This is a genomic window from Anaeroglomus insulsum (assembly GCF_050689095.1).
In the GTDB taxonomy this organism is placed as follows: Bacteria; Planctomycetota; Phycisphaerae; order Sedimentisphaerales; family Anaerohalosphaeraceae; genus Anaeroglomus; species Anaeroglomus insulsum.
The window spans coordinates 504,768-521,134 of the sequence record NZ_JBOGCL010000001.1 but is presented as its reverse complement, the minus strand read 5'-3'; the positions used below and the strand labels follow the sequence as shown (position 1 = coordinate 521,134).

The window sequence follows — 16,367 nt, the reverse complement described above, 5'->3', positions numbered from 1 at the left end:
AGGTTATGAAATGGCTTCTAGAAATTCTTCGTCAAAAACAGATATATGCAATACTAAAAGACATTGCTCAAGACCAAGGCTGTCAGGTTATTATAGCAACACATTCAGAAGTGATTCTTGATGATGCAATTGATTTAAATCTCACTCTTTTGATCAATGGACAAGCGGTTGATCTTGCAACACAACAAGATATAAAGTCTGCCTTGAAAATATTTGAAATTGATCATTATTACAAAGCAAAAGTAATGCCTAGGATTCTATATGTTGATGGCAGCACAGATATTGAAATGCTAAGAGCGCTTGCGAAAAAACTGAACCATTCTGCTTATGATGTATTATCTGGAAAGATTAATTATTATTATACAAAGAATGATTGCCCTGAAAACTCATTAGATAATCAACTTGAGAGAATTGGTGGAGCGTTTACTAATTTTAGAAAACATTTTTCTACTTTACGTCGGTATGTTCAGAACTTGAAAGGCTTGGCGATACTTGATAGTGATGCAAGAGAGCTACAAGACGAGATTCAGGATGACTTAGCGGTTGTTTATTGGAAAAACTATGAACTTGAAAATTACTTTATTAATCCCGAAGTTATTCTGAATTATATTGGCTCTCTTTATGAAAAAAATGCAACTCTATTTAGAGACCAACAACATCAAATAATGGAACGGATTATACATCAATGTCTTTTGAATCAAGTATTTAAAGGTGATGTAGGCCAGCTGTCTGAGTTTTTAAAGGCAAGTAAAAAACTACAACAAACCGTTTTGAAAAACATAAAAATGAGTAGCTTCACAGAACAGGTATTTGAACAATACGCACAAGAAAGTCAGCAGCCGATTTTATTAAATAAAGGCGAGTATTACCAACTAGTGCAATATGCAAATATAGAAGATATTTCACAAGAGATAACTGAAAAACTTGACCTTGTAGTTAAGTACCTACAATTAAATGAGCAGGTTTAGAAAAACAAAGGCATCACAACGAGGAGTTTTCTGCATACATTGTGTGTCTCATCTGTTCTTGCGGGGTGTGCAAGACATCTTCCAATTGTCTGGAGATAATGGGGCAGGAGGTTTTTGCCGGTTGAGTGATTCGGAATCGGTGATTACGGTCTATTGTGATGGGGCGTATCGGTGGCAGCAGGATTACGGGGTGCCGCGAATGCGTGCCGGCGGAGTATTTGGTGATGATTAAGGCATCTGTGGGGTGGGATTGTCGTTTTCGTGATGTGGGCGGAGTGCCGATATATACATATTCGAGTGGTGACAGCTTTCCCACTCACCCGCAGGGCGTGGGGGAACTGCTGGGGTATGTGTGGCAGGAGCAAGGCGGGGAAGAGGTTGAATAAAATCAGCGTGGGCATGGCCCACCCTACAATAAAAAAGGCTGTGAGAGTGGATGAATAGCCAGATAAGGACTGAATAATGACAACAACACAAGGCAAGACGCCGTCACAGAGCGCGGTTTTGACTCGTTATATGGTGATGCCGCAGGATGCCAACCCGTTCGGAACCGCATTCGGCGGGGTGATTATGAGCTGGATTGATATGGTGGCCTCGATGGCGGCCCAGCGGCACTGCGGCACGGAGGTGGTGACCGCCGGCATCGATTCACTGTCGTTCGAATCACCGATTCGCATTGGGGACCAGGTGGTGCTGATGGCGATGGTCAATTATGTGGGCAAGACATCGCTGGAGGTCGGGGTGCGAGTGGTGCGGGAGGACCTGACCACGGGGCAGCAGACGGCGGCGACGCGAGCGTACCTGACGTTTGTGGCGGTGGATAAGCAGCACCGGCCCATTCCAGCTCCGCCGATTGTCCCGCAGACCGAGGACGAAAAACGGCGGTGGCTGAATGCGGCCATCCGAGTCAAGGCACGTAAGGAACTGCGGGCCAAGATGCGGTCCGCAGCGGCGAGTGAGGATTCGTTGAAAAATATGTAAGAGGGAGGAGAATGTTCCATTTTCAATTCCCCCATCGAGATACGGGCCTGGCTTTTTATGCTTTCGCCGTGGCAGGCTGTTGCTGGGAATGATAGAAACACCACAACCCGATTGACCAGGAACAGGAAGGACTCTTTTTTCAAGGGCTTCAGGCACTTCATCGTGAAACCAAAAGCGTCCAGGGAGGGATTTGGGGGACATTGAAGGCAAACTCAATCCACAAGAGCCTTTTTGAGTTTCGGGGGATACTTTTTTATTTTTTATTACAAAATTTTGGTCCGCCGCCGGTTTTAATATGAATGTAAAATAAACCCAAAGGGTATGATTTCGCGACGGCCATAGTCCATTTTATGCCGCACGTAATCACCGGGTAACCTTACCCGGCGCAGCCTTGGGGATGAAGTGATTGCTGGCAAGATGCGTTTTTCCGGATAATGTCAAGCAGGAACAGTATCAAGTGAGTTGGTTTTTGAAGAACCGAAGATGGCTGACGACACACTAAAGCGTGACTCTGGACCGAAAGAGGATATTTTCTTTCGGTTATTTTCTGCCCACCAGCGTGAGGTGTATTCGTATATTGTGACGCTGGTGCCCAGTTCGGCGGATGCGGAGGATATCTTTCAGGAAACCGCTTCGGTTCTGTGGCGCAAGTTTGATGAGTTTACGGTGGGGACGAGTTTCGCATCCTGGGCATGTAAGATTGCCTATTTTATCATTCTGGACTATCGGCGCAAGACCTGCCGCCATTCGATTCGTTATTCCACCGAAACGCTCAAACTGCTGTCGGACTCGTGTTATGCAATGCAGGCCGGACGGGGGCGGCGGATGGAAGCACTGGATGAGTGTCTAAAGAATCTGTCGGAGCGGGAGCGAAACCTGGTGCACCTTCGATATTATAAATCGCTGTCCGTGCAGGCGATTGCCGAACAGGCCGGCAAGTCGATGAATCTGATTTACAAGTCGCTGGCGCGGGTGCATTATTTTCTGTTTGAGTGTGTGCAGCGGGCGATGGCGGTGGAGGAACGATGAGGTCCCAACGCGATAAATTCGAGATTTGCGAACTGATCCTGCGGATGCTCGATGGGCGTGTGTCGGCGGAGGAATTTCGTGCGTTTGAGGAATTGCTTCATAGCGATGACGAGGTGCGGACGATGTATCTGTCGATTCTGGAGGGGTATTCGCATATTCAGAAGCCCGGCAGCGGACTGCGGATTAATATGATGGGCGGGGAGGACGATGGGAGATTTGATCAGGAACTGTGGCAGATGCTGGCCAGGGCGGAAAACGAGTCGCCTTCGGTGGAGATTGCCAAGCCGACGGTTGAGACGACTGCGGAACCGCTGCGGCCGGTTGTTTTGCGTACGGATCGGAAGGTGTCGCTGGTCTCATGGCTTCTGGCAGCGGCGGCGGTGGTGCTGGTGATTGTCTTTGTGCGTTTTGCGCCAGTGCGGGATATGTCTTATGGGCAGATTACCGAGGTGTACCAGGCGTCACAGGAATCGGGCGGGCGGTTATATCGCGGGCAGTGGCTGGGCAATGAGACAATCCGGCTGGACAAGGGGATGGTTGAAATTCAGATGGATGATGGGGCCGTGGTTGTGGTGGAGGCCCCTGCGGAGATTCGTCTGGAAGAAAATAATCAGGTGTTTCTGGTGCAGGGCAAGGTCACCGCGGACGTGCCGAAGAGTGCCATTGGATTTACGGTGCGGACGCCGTCGGCAACGGTGGTGGATTACGGAACGCAGTTCGGTGTGGCGGTCGATCGATTTGCTGCGACGGAGGCCCATGTGCTCAAGGGGCAGGTGGAGATGCGGCTGGGGTCGAATGTGCGTGTGTTTGACAAGGCACTGCGATTGTCGGCCAACCAGGCCGGGAGTGTGTCGGGGCAGACTCTGGCGATGATTCCGGCGGCGGTCAATCAGTTTGCCTACCGGATTCCGTCGGCGTTTGAGGCGGCTGCCATGGGGCTGGAGCCGATGCTGTATTTTCATTTCAAGCATAATGACCTTCGCACGTTCTGCGAGATGACAGGCAAGCCGGGGCTTGCGATGACGCTGAGTCCGGGGCTGTCAGTGGTGTCGGGGCCGCAGTGGGGGCAGGATAAGCCGGGTTATGCAATGAAGCTGGACGGCGTGTCAGGGTATTCAGTGGGTAATGTGTATCCGGTAGCCAGCCTGGATACGGGCGACTATACGGTGGCAGGGTGGGTGCGTCTGGATACGATCCAAAGCCAGATTATCTGGTCGAATAAAGTGGTCGGGCGGATTGCCGACGACGGGACTGAGTCGGGGGGGTATTATCGGGTGCTGTGGATTAATGAGCAGGGGCGGCTTGAGCATACTGCCTATTATCCGGAGAATGCCGCACCGCAGCGCAAGGTCAAGCCGATTGTCAGTTCGATCATTCCGGAGGCGAACAGATGGTATTTTATCGCGGTGACGCATGCCCTCCAAAAGCAGAAATTCCTGTATGTCAACGGCAGGCTTGCGGCGCAATCGCCGGATAAACAGGGTACACGGCTGGAAACCTATACCGAGCTGCACTTTGGACTGCCGTTTGAGGGACTGGCGCCGGGATTGTCCGGAGCGATCTCGGATGTCCTGTTTTTCAGCAGGGAGTTAACGGATAAGGAAATTTTGAATTTGTATCGGGCAGCCACTCAAAATTAGCGACAGACTCAGTCTGACAGATATGTGAAATCAAAATAACCTATTTTGGAGGATTACGTATGAAGATGCTCACGATTCTATGGATGATATGCTGTGCAGCGGGGCTGGCGGGTGCCGGTTATCCCGGACAGGTCCTGTTCAGCGACAATTACAACCGCCCCAACAGTACGGATATCGACAGTTCCTCGGTCGGCATGGGTGGACCGCTGGCACCGATGGTCTATGTGGAGGCATTTGAAGGCTCCGGTGCGGCGACGTCGATCCAGATTATGAACAATCAGCTCAATGTGGCGATGGGAGTGGGCATGAGCAGCCTGTTTCTGGATTACAATCTGATTGATGCATCCATCCCGGCCGCCGGCGGCTTTTCGGTGTCGCTGGATGTGACCGGCATAACCACCGCAGACGATGCCGGCAACCGTTTTGGCGGGTTTGGTGTCGGACATACGCGGGATGAAGCCCTGGCGGCTAAAGACAGCTTTGATTCGGCAGTGCCATTCCGTCCGAATCTGGCCCGGGCCAATCAGGGCATTGGCGTATCCGATTTTTATGTTGATTTAGCTCTGGACCAGACTCTGCGGATATGGAGCAAAGGGGCACTGCTGGAAACGATTGGCGTTGGGGCGGCAACCGGAACGATTCGGGCCGATTTTTATGTGACCGATTTCAATGCGGGCAGCACCGTATATGCAGAGGTATATTTCAATGGTGTCAAAAAAAGCACAAAGTCCTTTACCTGGGATCATAGCAATGCCAATTATATCGGTATCAGCGGCAGAACTGCGGCGGCCGGGGTATTTCTGGATAATCTTTTAATCACTACGCTGTACAGTGAAAAAGCCGGCATGCCGGTTCCTGCCATCGGCACCAAGGCAGTGGATCCTGCCACACTGGTGCTGCGGTGGAACAAGGGTAAAGATGCCGCGGGCAATCCCAATGCGGCCATCACCCGACATTATCTTTACATTGCTGAAAACGAACCGAACTTTTTATATGTGACACCGGTTACGGTGGCCGACAGCGCCGATCCGGTTGCATATGATCCTGTGGTGATTGATGCGACGGATACGGACAAAACCTTCTATTGGCGTGTGGATGAGAGTGTCCTGATTGGCGGGATTCCGTCCGGCCCCCAGGATGCCAATACCATTCAGGGATTTGTGTGGAAGTTTGAGACGGTCAAATCCGTTCCGATTATCAACACCCAGCCGGTCAATCAGCTGGTCGAACCCGGTCAGACAGCGGAATTGTCAATTGATGTTATGAGCCTTTCTCCGCTGACGTATGCCTGGTACAAATCCGGCGATAATGCCGCTAATACTCCCGCCGATGATACCCTAGTCGGGCAAGCCCGGCTTTTATCCATTCCGAATGCCCAGGCTGCCGATGAAGGATATTATTATTGCAAGCTGGTGAATACCGGCGGAACGATTGTATCCAATGTTGTGACCCTCGGTGTCAAACGGGTGGTGGCCCACTGGACGATGGATGCGGCGGACTTTGTTGGCGGGGTGTATCTTGACCGCAGCGGCCAGGGGCATCATGCCGAACCGAATCTGCTGCCGACGGCCGGGTCTTTTGTGCCCGGTGTGGATCCAACTGAAACCGGCGATGCACTCGATACGACTGTGGTCCCCCTGTCCGTGGCCTATTCGGGTGACTGGGCAGCGGCGGCCTGCACCGGTCAGATGACGGTTTCTGCGTGGCTGAAATGGGCCGGTCCCAACGGTGGCTGGCAGGGTATCGTCAGCAACCGCGTAGATCCGACCAACGGCAACTTCTACATTGAAATTCGCCAGGATAACGGCAACGTCCAGATCGGCTCGCCCAACGGGACGGATCTGATTGCGGGTAATCTGCCGGTCGGTGAATGGACGCATGTGGTGGTTACTGCCAGTGCCAGCGGACGGATCATCTATTTCAACGGGCTTCCGGTGATTACACGCATCCCGGCCAATCCGATTACCCAGCTTGTGGTTCCGATGTATGTCGGCGCCCTGGGCCGCAGCAGCACGACCGGGATGTTAAGTTCCCCGTTCAATGGAGTGATGGATGATGTGCGGATTTACAACTACGCCAAAGATAAGTTTGGTGTTGCCGACCTATACTATGATGTTACGGAAGTCCCGCTGTGTCTGAATCCGGGCAATGTCGGTCTTGTGTTTGATGTTGCCGGCGGCGGAGCCAACGGGGATCAGCCGGACTGCCGGGTTGATCTGATGGACTTTGCGGCTTTCGCGGGCGAGTGGCTCAATTGCGGTTTATATCCGCAGGCAGACTGTCAATAACCAGACAACTCATTCCGAGGCGGAAGGCGGATATTGTGCCTTCCGCCCTTGTTGTATGATGGAGATCCAATGAAACCGATGTTTTTTGTTTGTATATGTGGAATGGTGCTGCTGGCCGGCGGGGTGTCTGGGGATGTGCTTTTCAGCGATTCCTTTAACCGGCCTGACAGCACGGATGCAGATGCGTCATCTGTGGGTATGAACGGCATCCTGGCGCCGCTGGTTTATCAGGAATCGTATGAGGGGGCGGGTGTGGCGACCTCCATTCAGGTACTGTCCAATCAACTGAATATGGCGTATGGTCCAGGGATGGCGAATCTGTATCTGGGGCACAACTTTATCGATGCGGCGATCGTGTCCGCCGGCGGGTTTTCCGTGTCGGTGGATGTGGTTCAGATCAGCAGTGCCGCGACCGACCTTGCCAACCGGTTTGCCGGATTCGGCGTTGGGATGACCGAGGCCGAGGCTGCAGCGGCAAAGGATATGAACGACCATCCGACGACCTTTCGCGGGGGCGGAAGTGCCGCGGGGGTGTGCGACTTTTTTGTGGACCTGGCGATGGACGGCAGCCTGCGGATCTGGAGCCGGGGGACACTATTGAATACCGTGCCTGTGGGTGTGGTTTCCGGGACCTTGAAAGCGGTTTTTTCCTGTTCTGATTTTAACGCCGGCAGTGCGGTGACTGTGATGATTTACTTGAACGGCACGCTGTGCGATACGCAAAGTATTACCTGGAGCGATACCAATGCCAATTATATCGGTTTGTCGGGGCGGGCGTCAAATACCGTTATCTTCGATCAGTTAAGCATCGAGACCTCCAGTGTGCAGCTGCCACGGATTACCGTTGCCCAGACGGATGGGAAAACCGTCGTCCGGGAGGGCGGTATGACGGACCAGGTGCTGGTATCCTTGTCTGTCAGCCCGCTGGCGTATCCGGTAACCATTGAAGCCGTTGACGCACTGGACCCGGATCAGGTTGCGATCCATCCCGCTTGGCTTGTTTTTAATGCTGACAACTGGCAGACGGCGCAGACGATTACGATTACTGCGATTGATGACAATGACATGGAACGAGCCTTGCATGACACCTCACTGGCTTTTAGGGTACATGCGGATGCGGGGTCGCCGTATGCCGGCTATATTATTCCGGAATTGACGGTGCAGATTGCCGAGAATGACTGCGGGGCCTGGGGGTTCAATCCCGCAGATTTCAACCTGGATTGCCAGGTGAATCTGGAAGATTTCTTTTATTTTGCTCAGGCATGGATCGAATGCAGTCTGCCGGATCCGGACTGTCAGGATTTTCGTTTCGAATAGAAATTACAACGTAACACAGGAGAGATCGATGACGATGAATCGACGAACCTTTATGAAGCAAAGCTGCATGGGGGCTGCCGGACTGGCCCTGTCGCAGATGGCGCCGTCGTTATATGCCGGCAGTGCCGAAAAGAAGCCTAATTTACTGGTGGTGCTGGCTGACCAGCTCGGCCTGAATCACTGCAAGTATGCTGCATACTGGAATGGAAGAAACTATCCCGGAGCAGAACATGCGATGACGCCAAACCTGGATCGGTTTGCTCAGCAGGGCATCAATTTCCGGAATACCGTGGCCAATACGCCGGTCTGTTCGGCGTTTCGGGCTTCGCTGATGACCGGCAAATACACGACCAGCCACGGCATGGTGATTAACGAGCTGCAGCTTAACCCCTATCAGGATTGCCTCGGGCATTCGCTGACGCGCGCCGGATACAACACGGCCTATATCGGCAAGTGGCACATCTATGCCAACAAGCTGGGGGATCATACCAATCCGGATAATTCGTTTGTGCCTCGCGGGGTGCATCGTCTGGGCTTTAACGGGTATTGGGCGGCCTATAATTTCCATCATGATTATTACAATACTTATTATCATACCGAATCCAGGGACAAGATTTTCTGGGGCCAGGGGGTGTATGAGCCGGACGGCCAGACCGAGTTGGCTATCGACTGGCTCAAATGCCGGGGGCAGAAATCCTCGCAGCCGTTTGCGATGGTGCTTTCGTGGGGAACACCACATGACCCGTGGAACGATGACAATGTTCCCGCCGAGTACCGAGAGAAATTTGCCAATGTCAGCCTGCCCAATTCACCCAATTACAAGCCGGCCAACGACCCGTATGCGGATGCCTGGGCTCGGCTGTCGGATGCTGAGCGGGCGAATCTGGAAAAATGGCGTCGGAATTATTATGCCATGACGACCAATCTGGATTGGAACTTCGGACGATTGATGAAGTACCTGGATGATGCCGGTCTGTCAGACAATACGATTGTGGTCTTTTCGTCCGACCATGGCGAGATGTTCGGTGCCCAGGGACGCCGGGCGAAGAATATTTTCTATGAGGAAGCGGCAAGGATTCCGATGCTGATTCGCTGGCCAGGCAGGATTCAGGCCGGACGGGTCTCCGATGCGTGCATGTCCACGGTGGATTATATGCCGACATTGCTGGGGCTTCTGGGGCTGTCGATCCCATCTCGTGTGGAAGGAATGGATTTGTCACCTTTGGCACTGGGGACCGGAGTTGCCGAGCCGGATTGTGTGCTTATGCAGGGCACCGGCGCGACGGCCAACTGGGACACCGGCCATGAGTGGCGTGCGGTTCGCAACAAACGTTATACCTATGCCAAATTCCGCATCAGCAGGGAGGGGGTATCGCAGGAACTGCTGTTTGATAATGTCGAAGACCCGTTCCAGACCCGGAATCTGGTCGCGGATGAGGGCCATCAGACGGTCTTACAGGAGTGCCGGGCCAAGTTGAACGAAAAAATGCAGTCCGTCAGCGATACTTTTGAGGCGTCCACTTTTTATCGTGATAAATGGACCGACGGCAACCGTAAAATCATCCGGGGGGCCAGAGGCTGAGTCCTGATGGTTGTCGCCTGTGTTCATGTGCCAGGGATTGCATTGAATACAGTGAAAATCCTCACGTCTGCCGATGTGGGGATTTTTTTTGTGAAATTTTTCTTGACAAGTTAGACGCGACTAACTATATTAATCCTGACTAAATGAATACGATGAAACGAGAACAACTCAGTGCCTCAATGGAAGATTATCTTGAGGTAATCTATCATTTATCCGACAGCGGAATGGTTGCTCGCAGCAAGGATATTGCTGATGGTTTAGGGGTTTCGCGAGCATCGGTGACAGGTGCCTTGCGGGTATTGTCGGAAAAAGAGCTTATCAACTATAAGCCTTACGGGGTGGTCACGCTGACAGACAAAGGCCGAATTGAGGCCGATAAAATTGTGCGTCGCCATCGTGTCCTGGAGTCTTTTTTTATCGATATTCTTGGGATAGATGCCGTTACGGCCAAAGAATCGGCCTGCCGGGCAGAACATGCCCTGGGCCAGCAGGTGATTGGTCGACTCAGGGCGTATATTGAGTTTATTACAGCCCGCGTGGATGGTGATGTTGCGTTGGAATTCAAGCAGTTTTATCGAAAAAAACAGCTGCCGGATGCGTAAGCCGGCGGATAATTCATATGGAAACAAAATCAGATAAGGAACACGTTGCTATGCCATTAGACCAGATCGAGACCGGACAGACCGTGCGTATCGATCATATCGAGGCCGGGCACGGGCTGAAAAATCGTCTGGCAGCGATGGGGATCCTGGTTGACCAGCCGATTCGTGTGATGCTCAATAACCACCGAGGCCAGGTTATTGTTGCGGTTAAAAACAGCCGTGTTGTGCTGGGACGCGGGATGTCGCATAAAATCTTTGTACGATCATAAAATTTTTTGGAATTAATGTTAGGCAAGGCTAACTTATGGGTCACTCAGACAAGAAATTAACCATCGCATTAGCGGGCAATCCCAATAGTGGAAAAACGACCTTATTCAATGTCCTGACGGGATCACGCCAGCATGTAGCCAATTATCCGGGGGTCACCGTCGAGATTAAAAACGGCTTGTGCCATTATCGTGACCAGAAAATCAAGGTCGTGGACCTGCCTGGGATATACAGTCTGACGGCGTATTCACCGGAAGAACTGGTATCGCGTCAGTTTATTCTGGAACAGAAGCCCGATGTGGTGATTGATGTGATTGATTCGTCCAATCTCGAACGCAACCTGTACCTTGCGGTGCAGCTGATGGAGATGAATATACCGCTGGTACTGGCGTTTAACATGGCGGATGTGGCCAAAGCCCGCGGGCTGGAGTTTGATCTCAACCAGATGCAGCTTCTGCTGGATGTGCCGATTGTGTCCATTGTGGCCCGCAAGGAAGAAGGGATTGCACAGCTGCTGGATGCGGTGCTGCGTGCGGCGAAGGAAACCAAAAGCCGTCGTGTGCAGGTTCCCTTTGGGCCGCAGGTAGAAAAGGAACTGGAAAAATTAACATCGCTGGTGAATCCGGAGTTGGATTTTGCCAAACGGTTTGGGACGCGGTGGGTGGCGTTAAAATTGCTGGAAGGGGATCCGCAGATCCTGGCCCTGCCGCACAGCGCAGAGCTATTGAGGGCAATGGAGCAATCCATCAGGGAACTGGAAAAGCATTACCATGAAAGCCCGGATATTGTGATTGCCGACCGGCGGTATGGCTTTATTTCCGGAGCGTGTCAGGAAACCGTTAAGACGACGGTGCAATCCCGGCATGATATCAGCGATCAGCTCGATGTGGTGATGACGCATCCCGTATGGGGGCTGCCGATTTTCGCAGTCCTGATGTATGTGGTGTTCTGGCTGACGTTTACGGTGGGTGAAATCCCGATGGGGTGGATGGAATCACTGTTTGGCTGGCTGGGCGGGTGGATTTCGTCGCACTGGCCTGGGGGCTGGTCGGAGCATGTGCGGTCGCTGGTGGTTGATGGGATTATCGGCGGGGTCGGCGGGGTGCTGATTTTTCTGCCGAATATTTTGCTGCTGTTTCTGGGGATTGCGTTTCTGGAAGACACCGGCTACATGGCCCGCGCGGCGTTTCTGATGGATCGCGTGATGCATAAAATCGGTCTGCACGGTAAAAGTTTCATCCCGATGCTGATCGGATTTGGCTGTTCGGTGCCGGCGATTATGGCGACCCGGATTCTGGAGAACCGGCGGACCCGTCTGACGACGATGATGGTGATACCGCTGTTCAGTTGCGGTGCGAGATTGCCGATATATGCGATGGTTATTCCGGCTTTCTTTGCCCCGGCCTGGCATGGGCCGATCATGTGGATGATGTATATTATCGGAGTGTTATTCGCAGTGCTGCTGGCGTTGCTGCTGCGTCATACGCTGTTCAAAGGGGAAGCGATTCCATTCGTCATGGAACTGCCGCCATACCGCATGCCAACACTGCGAAGCCTGATGCTGCATATGTGGGACCGGGGCTGGCAGTATCTGCAGAAGGCCGGTACGGTGATTCTGGGAATTTCAATTTTGTTATGGGCCGCCAGTACTTATCCGAAGCTATCGGAAGACAAACTGGCCGGGCTGGACGAGGCTGGGCAGCAATCGGCCCAGATGCAGTATTCGATTACCGGACGGGTAGGCCATTGGATTGAACCGGTACTCCGACCGCTGGGATTTGACTGGAAGATTGGTACGGCATTGATCGGGGCCCTTGCTGCCAAGGAAGTGTTTGTTGCCCAGATGGGTATCGTGTATTCGGTTGGGGAGGCGGACGAGACGTCTGAGGCCCTGCGCCAGCGACTGCGTGCGGATTACTCGCCGCTCAAAGGCCTGTGCATCATGCTGTTTTGTCTGTTAAGTTCGCCCTGTATGGCGACCGTGGCGGTGACAGCCCGGGAGGCAGGAAGCTGGAAGTGGGCGGCATTGCAGTATGTCGGCCTGACGGTCGTGGCCTATCTGGTAACGCTGGTGGTGTATCAGGTTGGAAACCTGTTAGTTGGCGGATAAATTTTTGATACAACCGATTTTATCAAGTAAAGGAAAGGATAGCAGCAGATGGGACGATGGGTCGTATTTGCATTGATGTGCAGCAGTGTGATGAGTTTTGCGGCGGAAACGCCTGTTACGGAAGAGGAACAACCTTCTTCAGTTTTGCCGGATGCGGGGCCGTTTTCGTTTTCGCTGGGCCTGACCAGCATTTATCAGCAAAATATGCGCGGCGGCCTGAGCACGAATGACCGGCGCGGACGTTTTTCGGGAAGCTACGATGTTGAAATGATGACTGACCTCAAGCGGCTGTTCGGGATTGACAATGCCCAGTTATATACACACGTGGAAGGCTTCTGGAATAAAACCGAGGGTATCGATTCGGTTTCGACCGGCAGTGCTTTCGGCGTCAACGGCGATGCCATGCCCAGAGATGCGGCGGTGGTGACGGAGTTGTGGTATCAGCACTCTTTTCTTGACGGGGATTTCATCGTTCGCATGGGTAAAATGGATTTAAGCGGCGGCTTTGAATGCAGCGGCTGTCCGGTATCCTTTGACTGCAATCGTTACGCCAATGACGAGACCAGTCAGTTCCTCAACAGTGCCCTGGTCAACAATCCCACTATCCCGTTCCCGGATTATACGCTGGGTGTTGCCATGCACTATGCCCCGGCTGATGCGGGCTGGTATATCACGGCTGCGGCTGCCGATTCACAGGGCGATCACCGTGAGACGGGATTTCGCACGGCCTTTCATGATGAGGATTACTATGTCTATATGGCTGAGACGGGCATTACGCCCAGTTTCGGGCACCTGCAGGGGACCTATTCGGTGGGCGTCTGGCACATGCCGGAACCGACCGACGTGGATGGTGATGGCATCTCCTCCCGCAACAATACCGGTATGTATCTGAGTTTTGACCAGATGCTCAGTAAAGAAAATGAGGATGCGGACGATTCACAGGGGTTAGGGACGTTTTTCCGCTTTGGCTATGCACCTTCCACTCATAATGCGATGACGCAGTTTTACAGCACCGGCCTGAGCTATCAGGGGCTGTTTGACGGGCGTGATGACGATGTATTGGCTTTCGGTGTGGCACGGGGTTACTTCAGCGAAGCTGCCGGAGCGACCTATACCGAAGATTCCGAAACCGTCTTTGAGACTTTTTATAATATTGCTGTCAATTCCAGCCTGACGATAACGCCGTCGATACAGTATGTCGCCGACCCGTCGTCCGCAGACAATGGACGCGATTTAAAGGATGCGGTGGTCTTTGGTCTGCGGATGCAGATGGTCTTCTGAGAATTGCTCCTGGTCCAATCCAAAGAAAAGGCCGGATGTGATATGCTGCACATCCGGCCTTGTGTATGACAGTCAGAGCAATCAGGCCTGCACCACCTTGGAATGGGTTTTCTTGACGGCCTTGTAAATGCTTTTGAGGACGTAATTTTCTGCAACGGCTTCCCAGCCCATATGTTTGGCGATTTCATAGCCGCTGCGAAGCAGCCGATAGGATTCGTCATCATTGTGAGGCAGGCGGGCACAGATTTCCAACGCAATTTTCTGGCTGATTTTGCGTTCGATTTTGTTGCGGTATTCGCGGTCGATCTTGAGCATGTGTTCGATTTCCAGGCCCGCATCCCCATTGAGTTCGGTATAATCGGCGAAGATGACATTGGGGACATCTTTGCCGCCGGTGACGGCTTTGACGAAGCCGGCACAGCCGCAGATGGAGGTAACGACGCATAATCCGCCAAAACACAACGGCTCCAGCTGGGCGATACCGAACGGTTCATAGATGCTTTGTCCAAATTCGACATCGGAGCCTCTGCGGATGTCCATGAATTCCATATCATAGGGCATGCGGTGGCCGCAGCACTGGCGGGAGAAGCCGAACTGGTTGATGAAGATGGCCTTAATGGCGCGGCTTTTGGCATTGAATTCCTGGACGCCGGCGTAGTAGGCTGCTTCGCCGCCCGACAGGTCCGGCATGCCTTCGCGATGAGCTACCGGCCAGTTATATGCCGCTTCCATATCATAAATATCGCGATCCCGCCGGCGGTGAGTTTCGGTACTGAGCACCAACAGAACGCCGGTCTTGCCCTGGGCCAGAAATTCCTTGTCCATGTGTTCCAGGACCCGCAGGTCACGCCACAAACCCTTGCTTAAGACCAGGCGGGTAACGTGACTGAATACAAAATCCGGCCGCCACCCCAGCAGGTTCTGGCAGTAATCTTTTAACTTATCGCGGGACTGCTTCTTTTCGGCCAGCGTGATTTCGTAGGCGGGAATGCCGTTGTATGTCAGATCAATATCGGCCAGTTCAAACTCGGGGGCCAGGAATTTCAATTCATCCACGACACAATCCCCTACAGCCAGGATATTGTCACAAAATCTGGCCGCATCCACCAGGGCATACTTGAAGTAACTGGTCTGATCGCCGAAGATATCGTTGACATATAAATCCTGCTGATGTGCCTTACGAAGAACGTTATAAAACATCGTGTCGTGTCCCGGATGACCTTCAACGATGCGGCGCATTGGGGCGACTTCGTGAGCATAAAAGACGGTTTTAAAATCAAACGGATCCAGTCGGGCTGCCAGGGCTGTGGGCATGCCCATGAACTCATGGGAGACAATGACGGTTTGGCTGTCTTTTTCAGCAGCACCGATGGCTTTCAGAGCAGCGATCGCCGGAACAGCCAGTCGAACATATTGTTCAAATTCCCAGTAATTTTCATATTGATTGCTTTTGATGCCGTATTCAAAAAACAGGGAGGCCTTGAATTCATTCAGAGGACCCTGTTCCATGCGGGTGATATCGATCAGGATAATTTCCGGTGAGCTTTTAATCTGGGTCAATGGATCCAGAAACGTCCGCCGGCCATACACGATACCTACATTGTATTTGTTCTCGATCCGGCGGAAACTGGATACATAACTGGTCTTGACATAACCATCAATGGAGGAATACAGCACTTCTCCCCCGGGACCCAGACGCGAAGAGACGTCGCCTTCGGTGGAAAACAAGGGGCTGACTAAAATATTGCGAGCGGTGGCATCCAGATACGCTTTGCTGGTGAACAATCCATCCAGCACAGCACCAATACCGCCGATTTTTCCAACTGCCTCATGCGTTACGTGAACTACTGTCGGTTTTTGCATCATTGCGATAACCTCGCTAAGCCAAAGTCTCTTGTTTCTTTGTTACAGCTACTAAAAAGACCTAAAAAATCCCGAATCCATATATTATCTGTACGGTTCGAGGCCCATTGCTGTTTAAAATATAATGAATAATCGGCTATCGGGCCTGCTTTTATCAGGAATTTTACGGGGATTTTTTGTGCCGTGTTTTTGAGTTCAATAAACCAGGTTTTATCGGCCCCCAAAAGGCCTCTGGTAGTTCTCATTGCTATCAAAACAGATATTATAAGAACATTACATCCTTTTCTGGGGCCCCCATCAGAGTGGCCAACGGGTATGCCTGTGTTTCGGTTTTGCCCAAACGAAGCCAAATCGCCTTGTATTTTGCCATAAGTCGGTTACAATAGACGCTTTATGTGAACTTGCTGGGAACCCTATAACATATTTTGGGAAAATGACT

12 protein-coding genes and 1 pseudogene are annotated in these 16,367 nt (G+C 52.2%); 12 read left to right on the top strand and 1 reads right to left on the bottom strand.

The genetic code is table 11. The annotated features are described in order from the left end of the window. The 12 genes and pseudogenes from ACQ9LF_RS02140 to ACQ9LF_RS02085 all read left to right on the top strand — a co-directional run. Positions 1-968: pseudogene (locus ACQ9LF_RS02140) on the top strand (AAA family ATPase); the annotation flags it as partial. A gap of 224 nt (positions 969-1,192) precedes the next feature. Continuing rightward, complete coding sequence (locus ACQ9LF_RS02135) at positions 1,193-1,354, top strand: hypothetical protein (RefSeq protein ID WP_462487712.1); 162 nt, start codon at positions 1,193-1,195, stop codon at positions 1,352-1,354. Between the two features lie 76 nt (positions 1,355-1,430). Continuing rightward, entirely contained in the window at positions 1,431-1,949 is a 519-nt protein-coding gene (locus ACQ9LF_RS02130) for an acyl-CoA thioesterase (RefSeq protein ID WP_462487711.1), read from the top strand. A 483-nt stretch (positions 1,950-2,432) separates the two neighbouring features. Beyond that, on the top strand, positions 2,433-2,978 hold the full coding sequence (locus tag ACQ9LF_RS02125) for a sigma-70 family RNA polymerase sigma factor (protein WP_462487710.1): 546 nt from the start codon (positions 2,433-2,435) through the stop codon (positions 2,976-2,978). Then, positions 2,975-4,618, top strand: a complete 1,644-nt coding sequence (locus tag ACQ9LF_RS02120; protein ID WP_462487709.1) for a LamG-like jellyroll fold domain-containing protein — start codon at positions 2,975-2,977, stop codon at positions 4,616-4,618. Before ACQ9LF_RS02125 ends, ACQ9LF_RS02120 begins: the two co-directional genes overlap by 4 nt. 59 nt (positions 4,619-4,677) lie before the next feature. Further along, on the top strand, positions 4,678-6,906 hold the full coding sequence (locus ACQ9LF_RS02115; RefSeq protein WP_462487708.1) for a LamG-like jellyroll fold domain-containing protein: 2,229 nt from the start codon (positions 4,678-4,680) through the stop codon (positions 6,904-6,906). Positions 6,907-6,975: 69 nt separating this feature from the next. After that, positions 6,976-8,223, top strand: a complete 1,248-nt coding sequence (locus ACQ9LF_RS02110) for a hypothetical protein (protein ID WP_462487707.1) — start codon at positions 6,976-6,978, stop codon at positions 8,221-8,223. 28 nt (positions 8,224-8,251) lie between these two features. Next, a complete protein-coding gene (locus tag ACQ9LF_RS02105; RefSeq protein ID WP_462487706.1) occupies positions 8,252-9,805 on the top strand; it encodes a sulfatase family protein in 1,554 nt (517 codons plus the stop codon). Between the two features lie 152 nt (positions 9,806-9,957). Then, positions 9,958-10,407, top strand: coding sequence for a metal-dependent transcriptional regulator (locus ACQ9LF_RS02100; RefSeq protein WP_462487705.1), 450 nt, complete (start codon positions 9,958-9,960; stop codon positions 10,405-10,407). Positions 10,408-10,457: 50 nt separating this feature from the next. Continuing rightward, on the top strand, positions 10,458-10,676 hold the full coding sequence (locus ACQ9LF_RS02095) for a FeoA family protein (RefSeq protein WP_462487704.1): 219 nt from the start codon (positions 10,458-10,460) through the stop codon (positions 10,674-10,676). Between the two features lie 35 nt (positions 10,677-10,711). Beyond that, entirely contained in the window at positions 10,712-12,784 is a 2,073-nt protein-coding gene (gene feoB, locus ACQ9LF_RS02090; protein WP_462487703.1) for a ferrous iron transport protein B, read from the top strand. A gap of 48 nt (positions 12,785-12,832) precedes the next feature. Further along, positions 12,833-14,065 (top strand): carbohydrate porin, encoded by a 1,233-nt coding sequence (locus ACQ9LF_RS02085; protein ID WP_462487702.1) that lies wholly within the window; start codon positions 12,833-12,835, stop codon positions 14,063-14,065. An 81-nt stretch (positions 14,066-14,146) separates the two neighbouring features. Here ACQ9LF_RS02085 and ACQ9LF_RS02080 read toward each other — a convergent pair whose 3' ends face one another. Beyond that, entirely contained in the window at positions 14,147-15,931 is a 1,785-nt protein-coding gene (locus tag ACQ9LF_RS02080) for a hypothetical protein (RefSeq protein ID WP_462487701.1), read from the bottom strand. Positions 15,932-16,367: the final 436 nt, after the last annotated feature.

Coding starts and splice junctions, on each gene's coding strand:
- ACQ9LF_RS02135 (WP_462487712.1), top strand. CDS start 1,193: ATGATTAAGGCATCTGTGGGGTGGGATTGTCGTTTTCGTGATGTGGGC.
- ACQ9LF_RS02130 (WP_462487711.1), top strand. CDS start 1,431: ATGACAACAACACAAGGCAAGACGCCGTCACAGAGCGCGGTTTTGACT.
- ACQ9LF_RS02125 (WP_462487710.1), top strand. CDS start 2,433: ATGGCTGACGACACACTAAAGCGTGACTCTGGACCGAAAGAGGATATT.
- ACQ9LF_RS02120 (WP_462487709.1), top strand. CDS start 2,975: ATGAGGTCCCAACGCGATAAATTCGAGATTTGCGAACTGATCCTGCGG.
- ACQ9LF_RS02115 (WP_462487708.1), top strand. CDS start 4,678: ATGAAGATGCTCACGATTCTATGGATGATATGCTGTGCAGCGGGGCTG.
- ACQ9LF_RS02110 (WP_462487707.1), top strand. CDS start 6,976: ATGAAACCGATGTTTTTTGTTTGTATATGTGGAATGGTGCTGCTGGCC.
- ACQ9LF_RS02105 (WP_462487706.1), top strand. CDS start 8,252: ATGACGATGAATCGACGAACCTTTATGAAGCAAAGCTGCATGGGGGCT.
- ACQ9LF_RS02100 (WP_462487705.1), top strand. CDS start 9,958: ATGAAACGAGAACAACTCAGTGCCTCAATGGAAGATTATCTTGAGGTA.
- ACQ9LF_RS02095 (WP_462487704.1), top strand. CDS start 10,458: ATGCCATTAGACCAGATCGAGACCGGACAGACCGTGCGTATCGATCAT.
- feoB (WP_462487703.1), top strand. CDS start 10,712: ATGGGTCACTCAGACAAGAAATTAACCATCGCATTAGCGGGCAATCCC.
- ACQ9LF_RS02085 (WP_462487702.1), top strand. CDS start 12,833: ATGGGACGATGGGTCGTATTTGCATTGATGTGCAGCAGTGTGATGAGT.
- ACQ9LF_RS02080 (WP_462487701.1), bottom strand. CDS start 15,931: ATGATGCAAAAACCGACAGTAGTTCACGTAACGCATGAGGCAGTTGGA.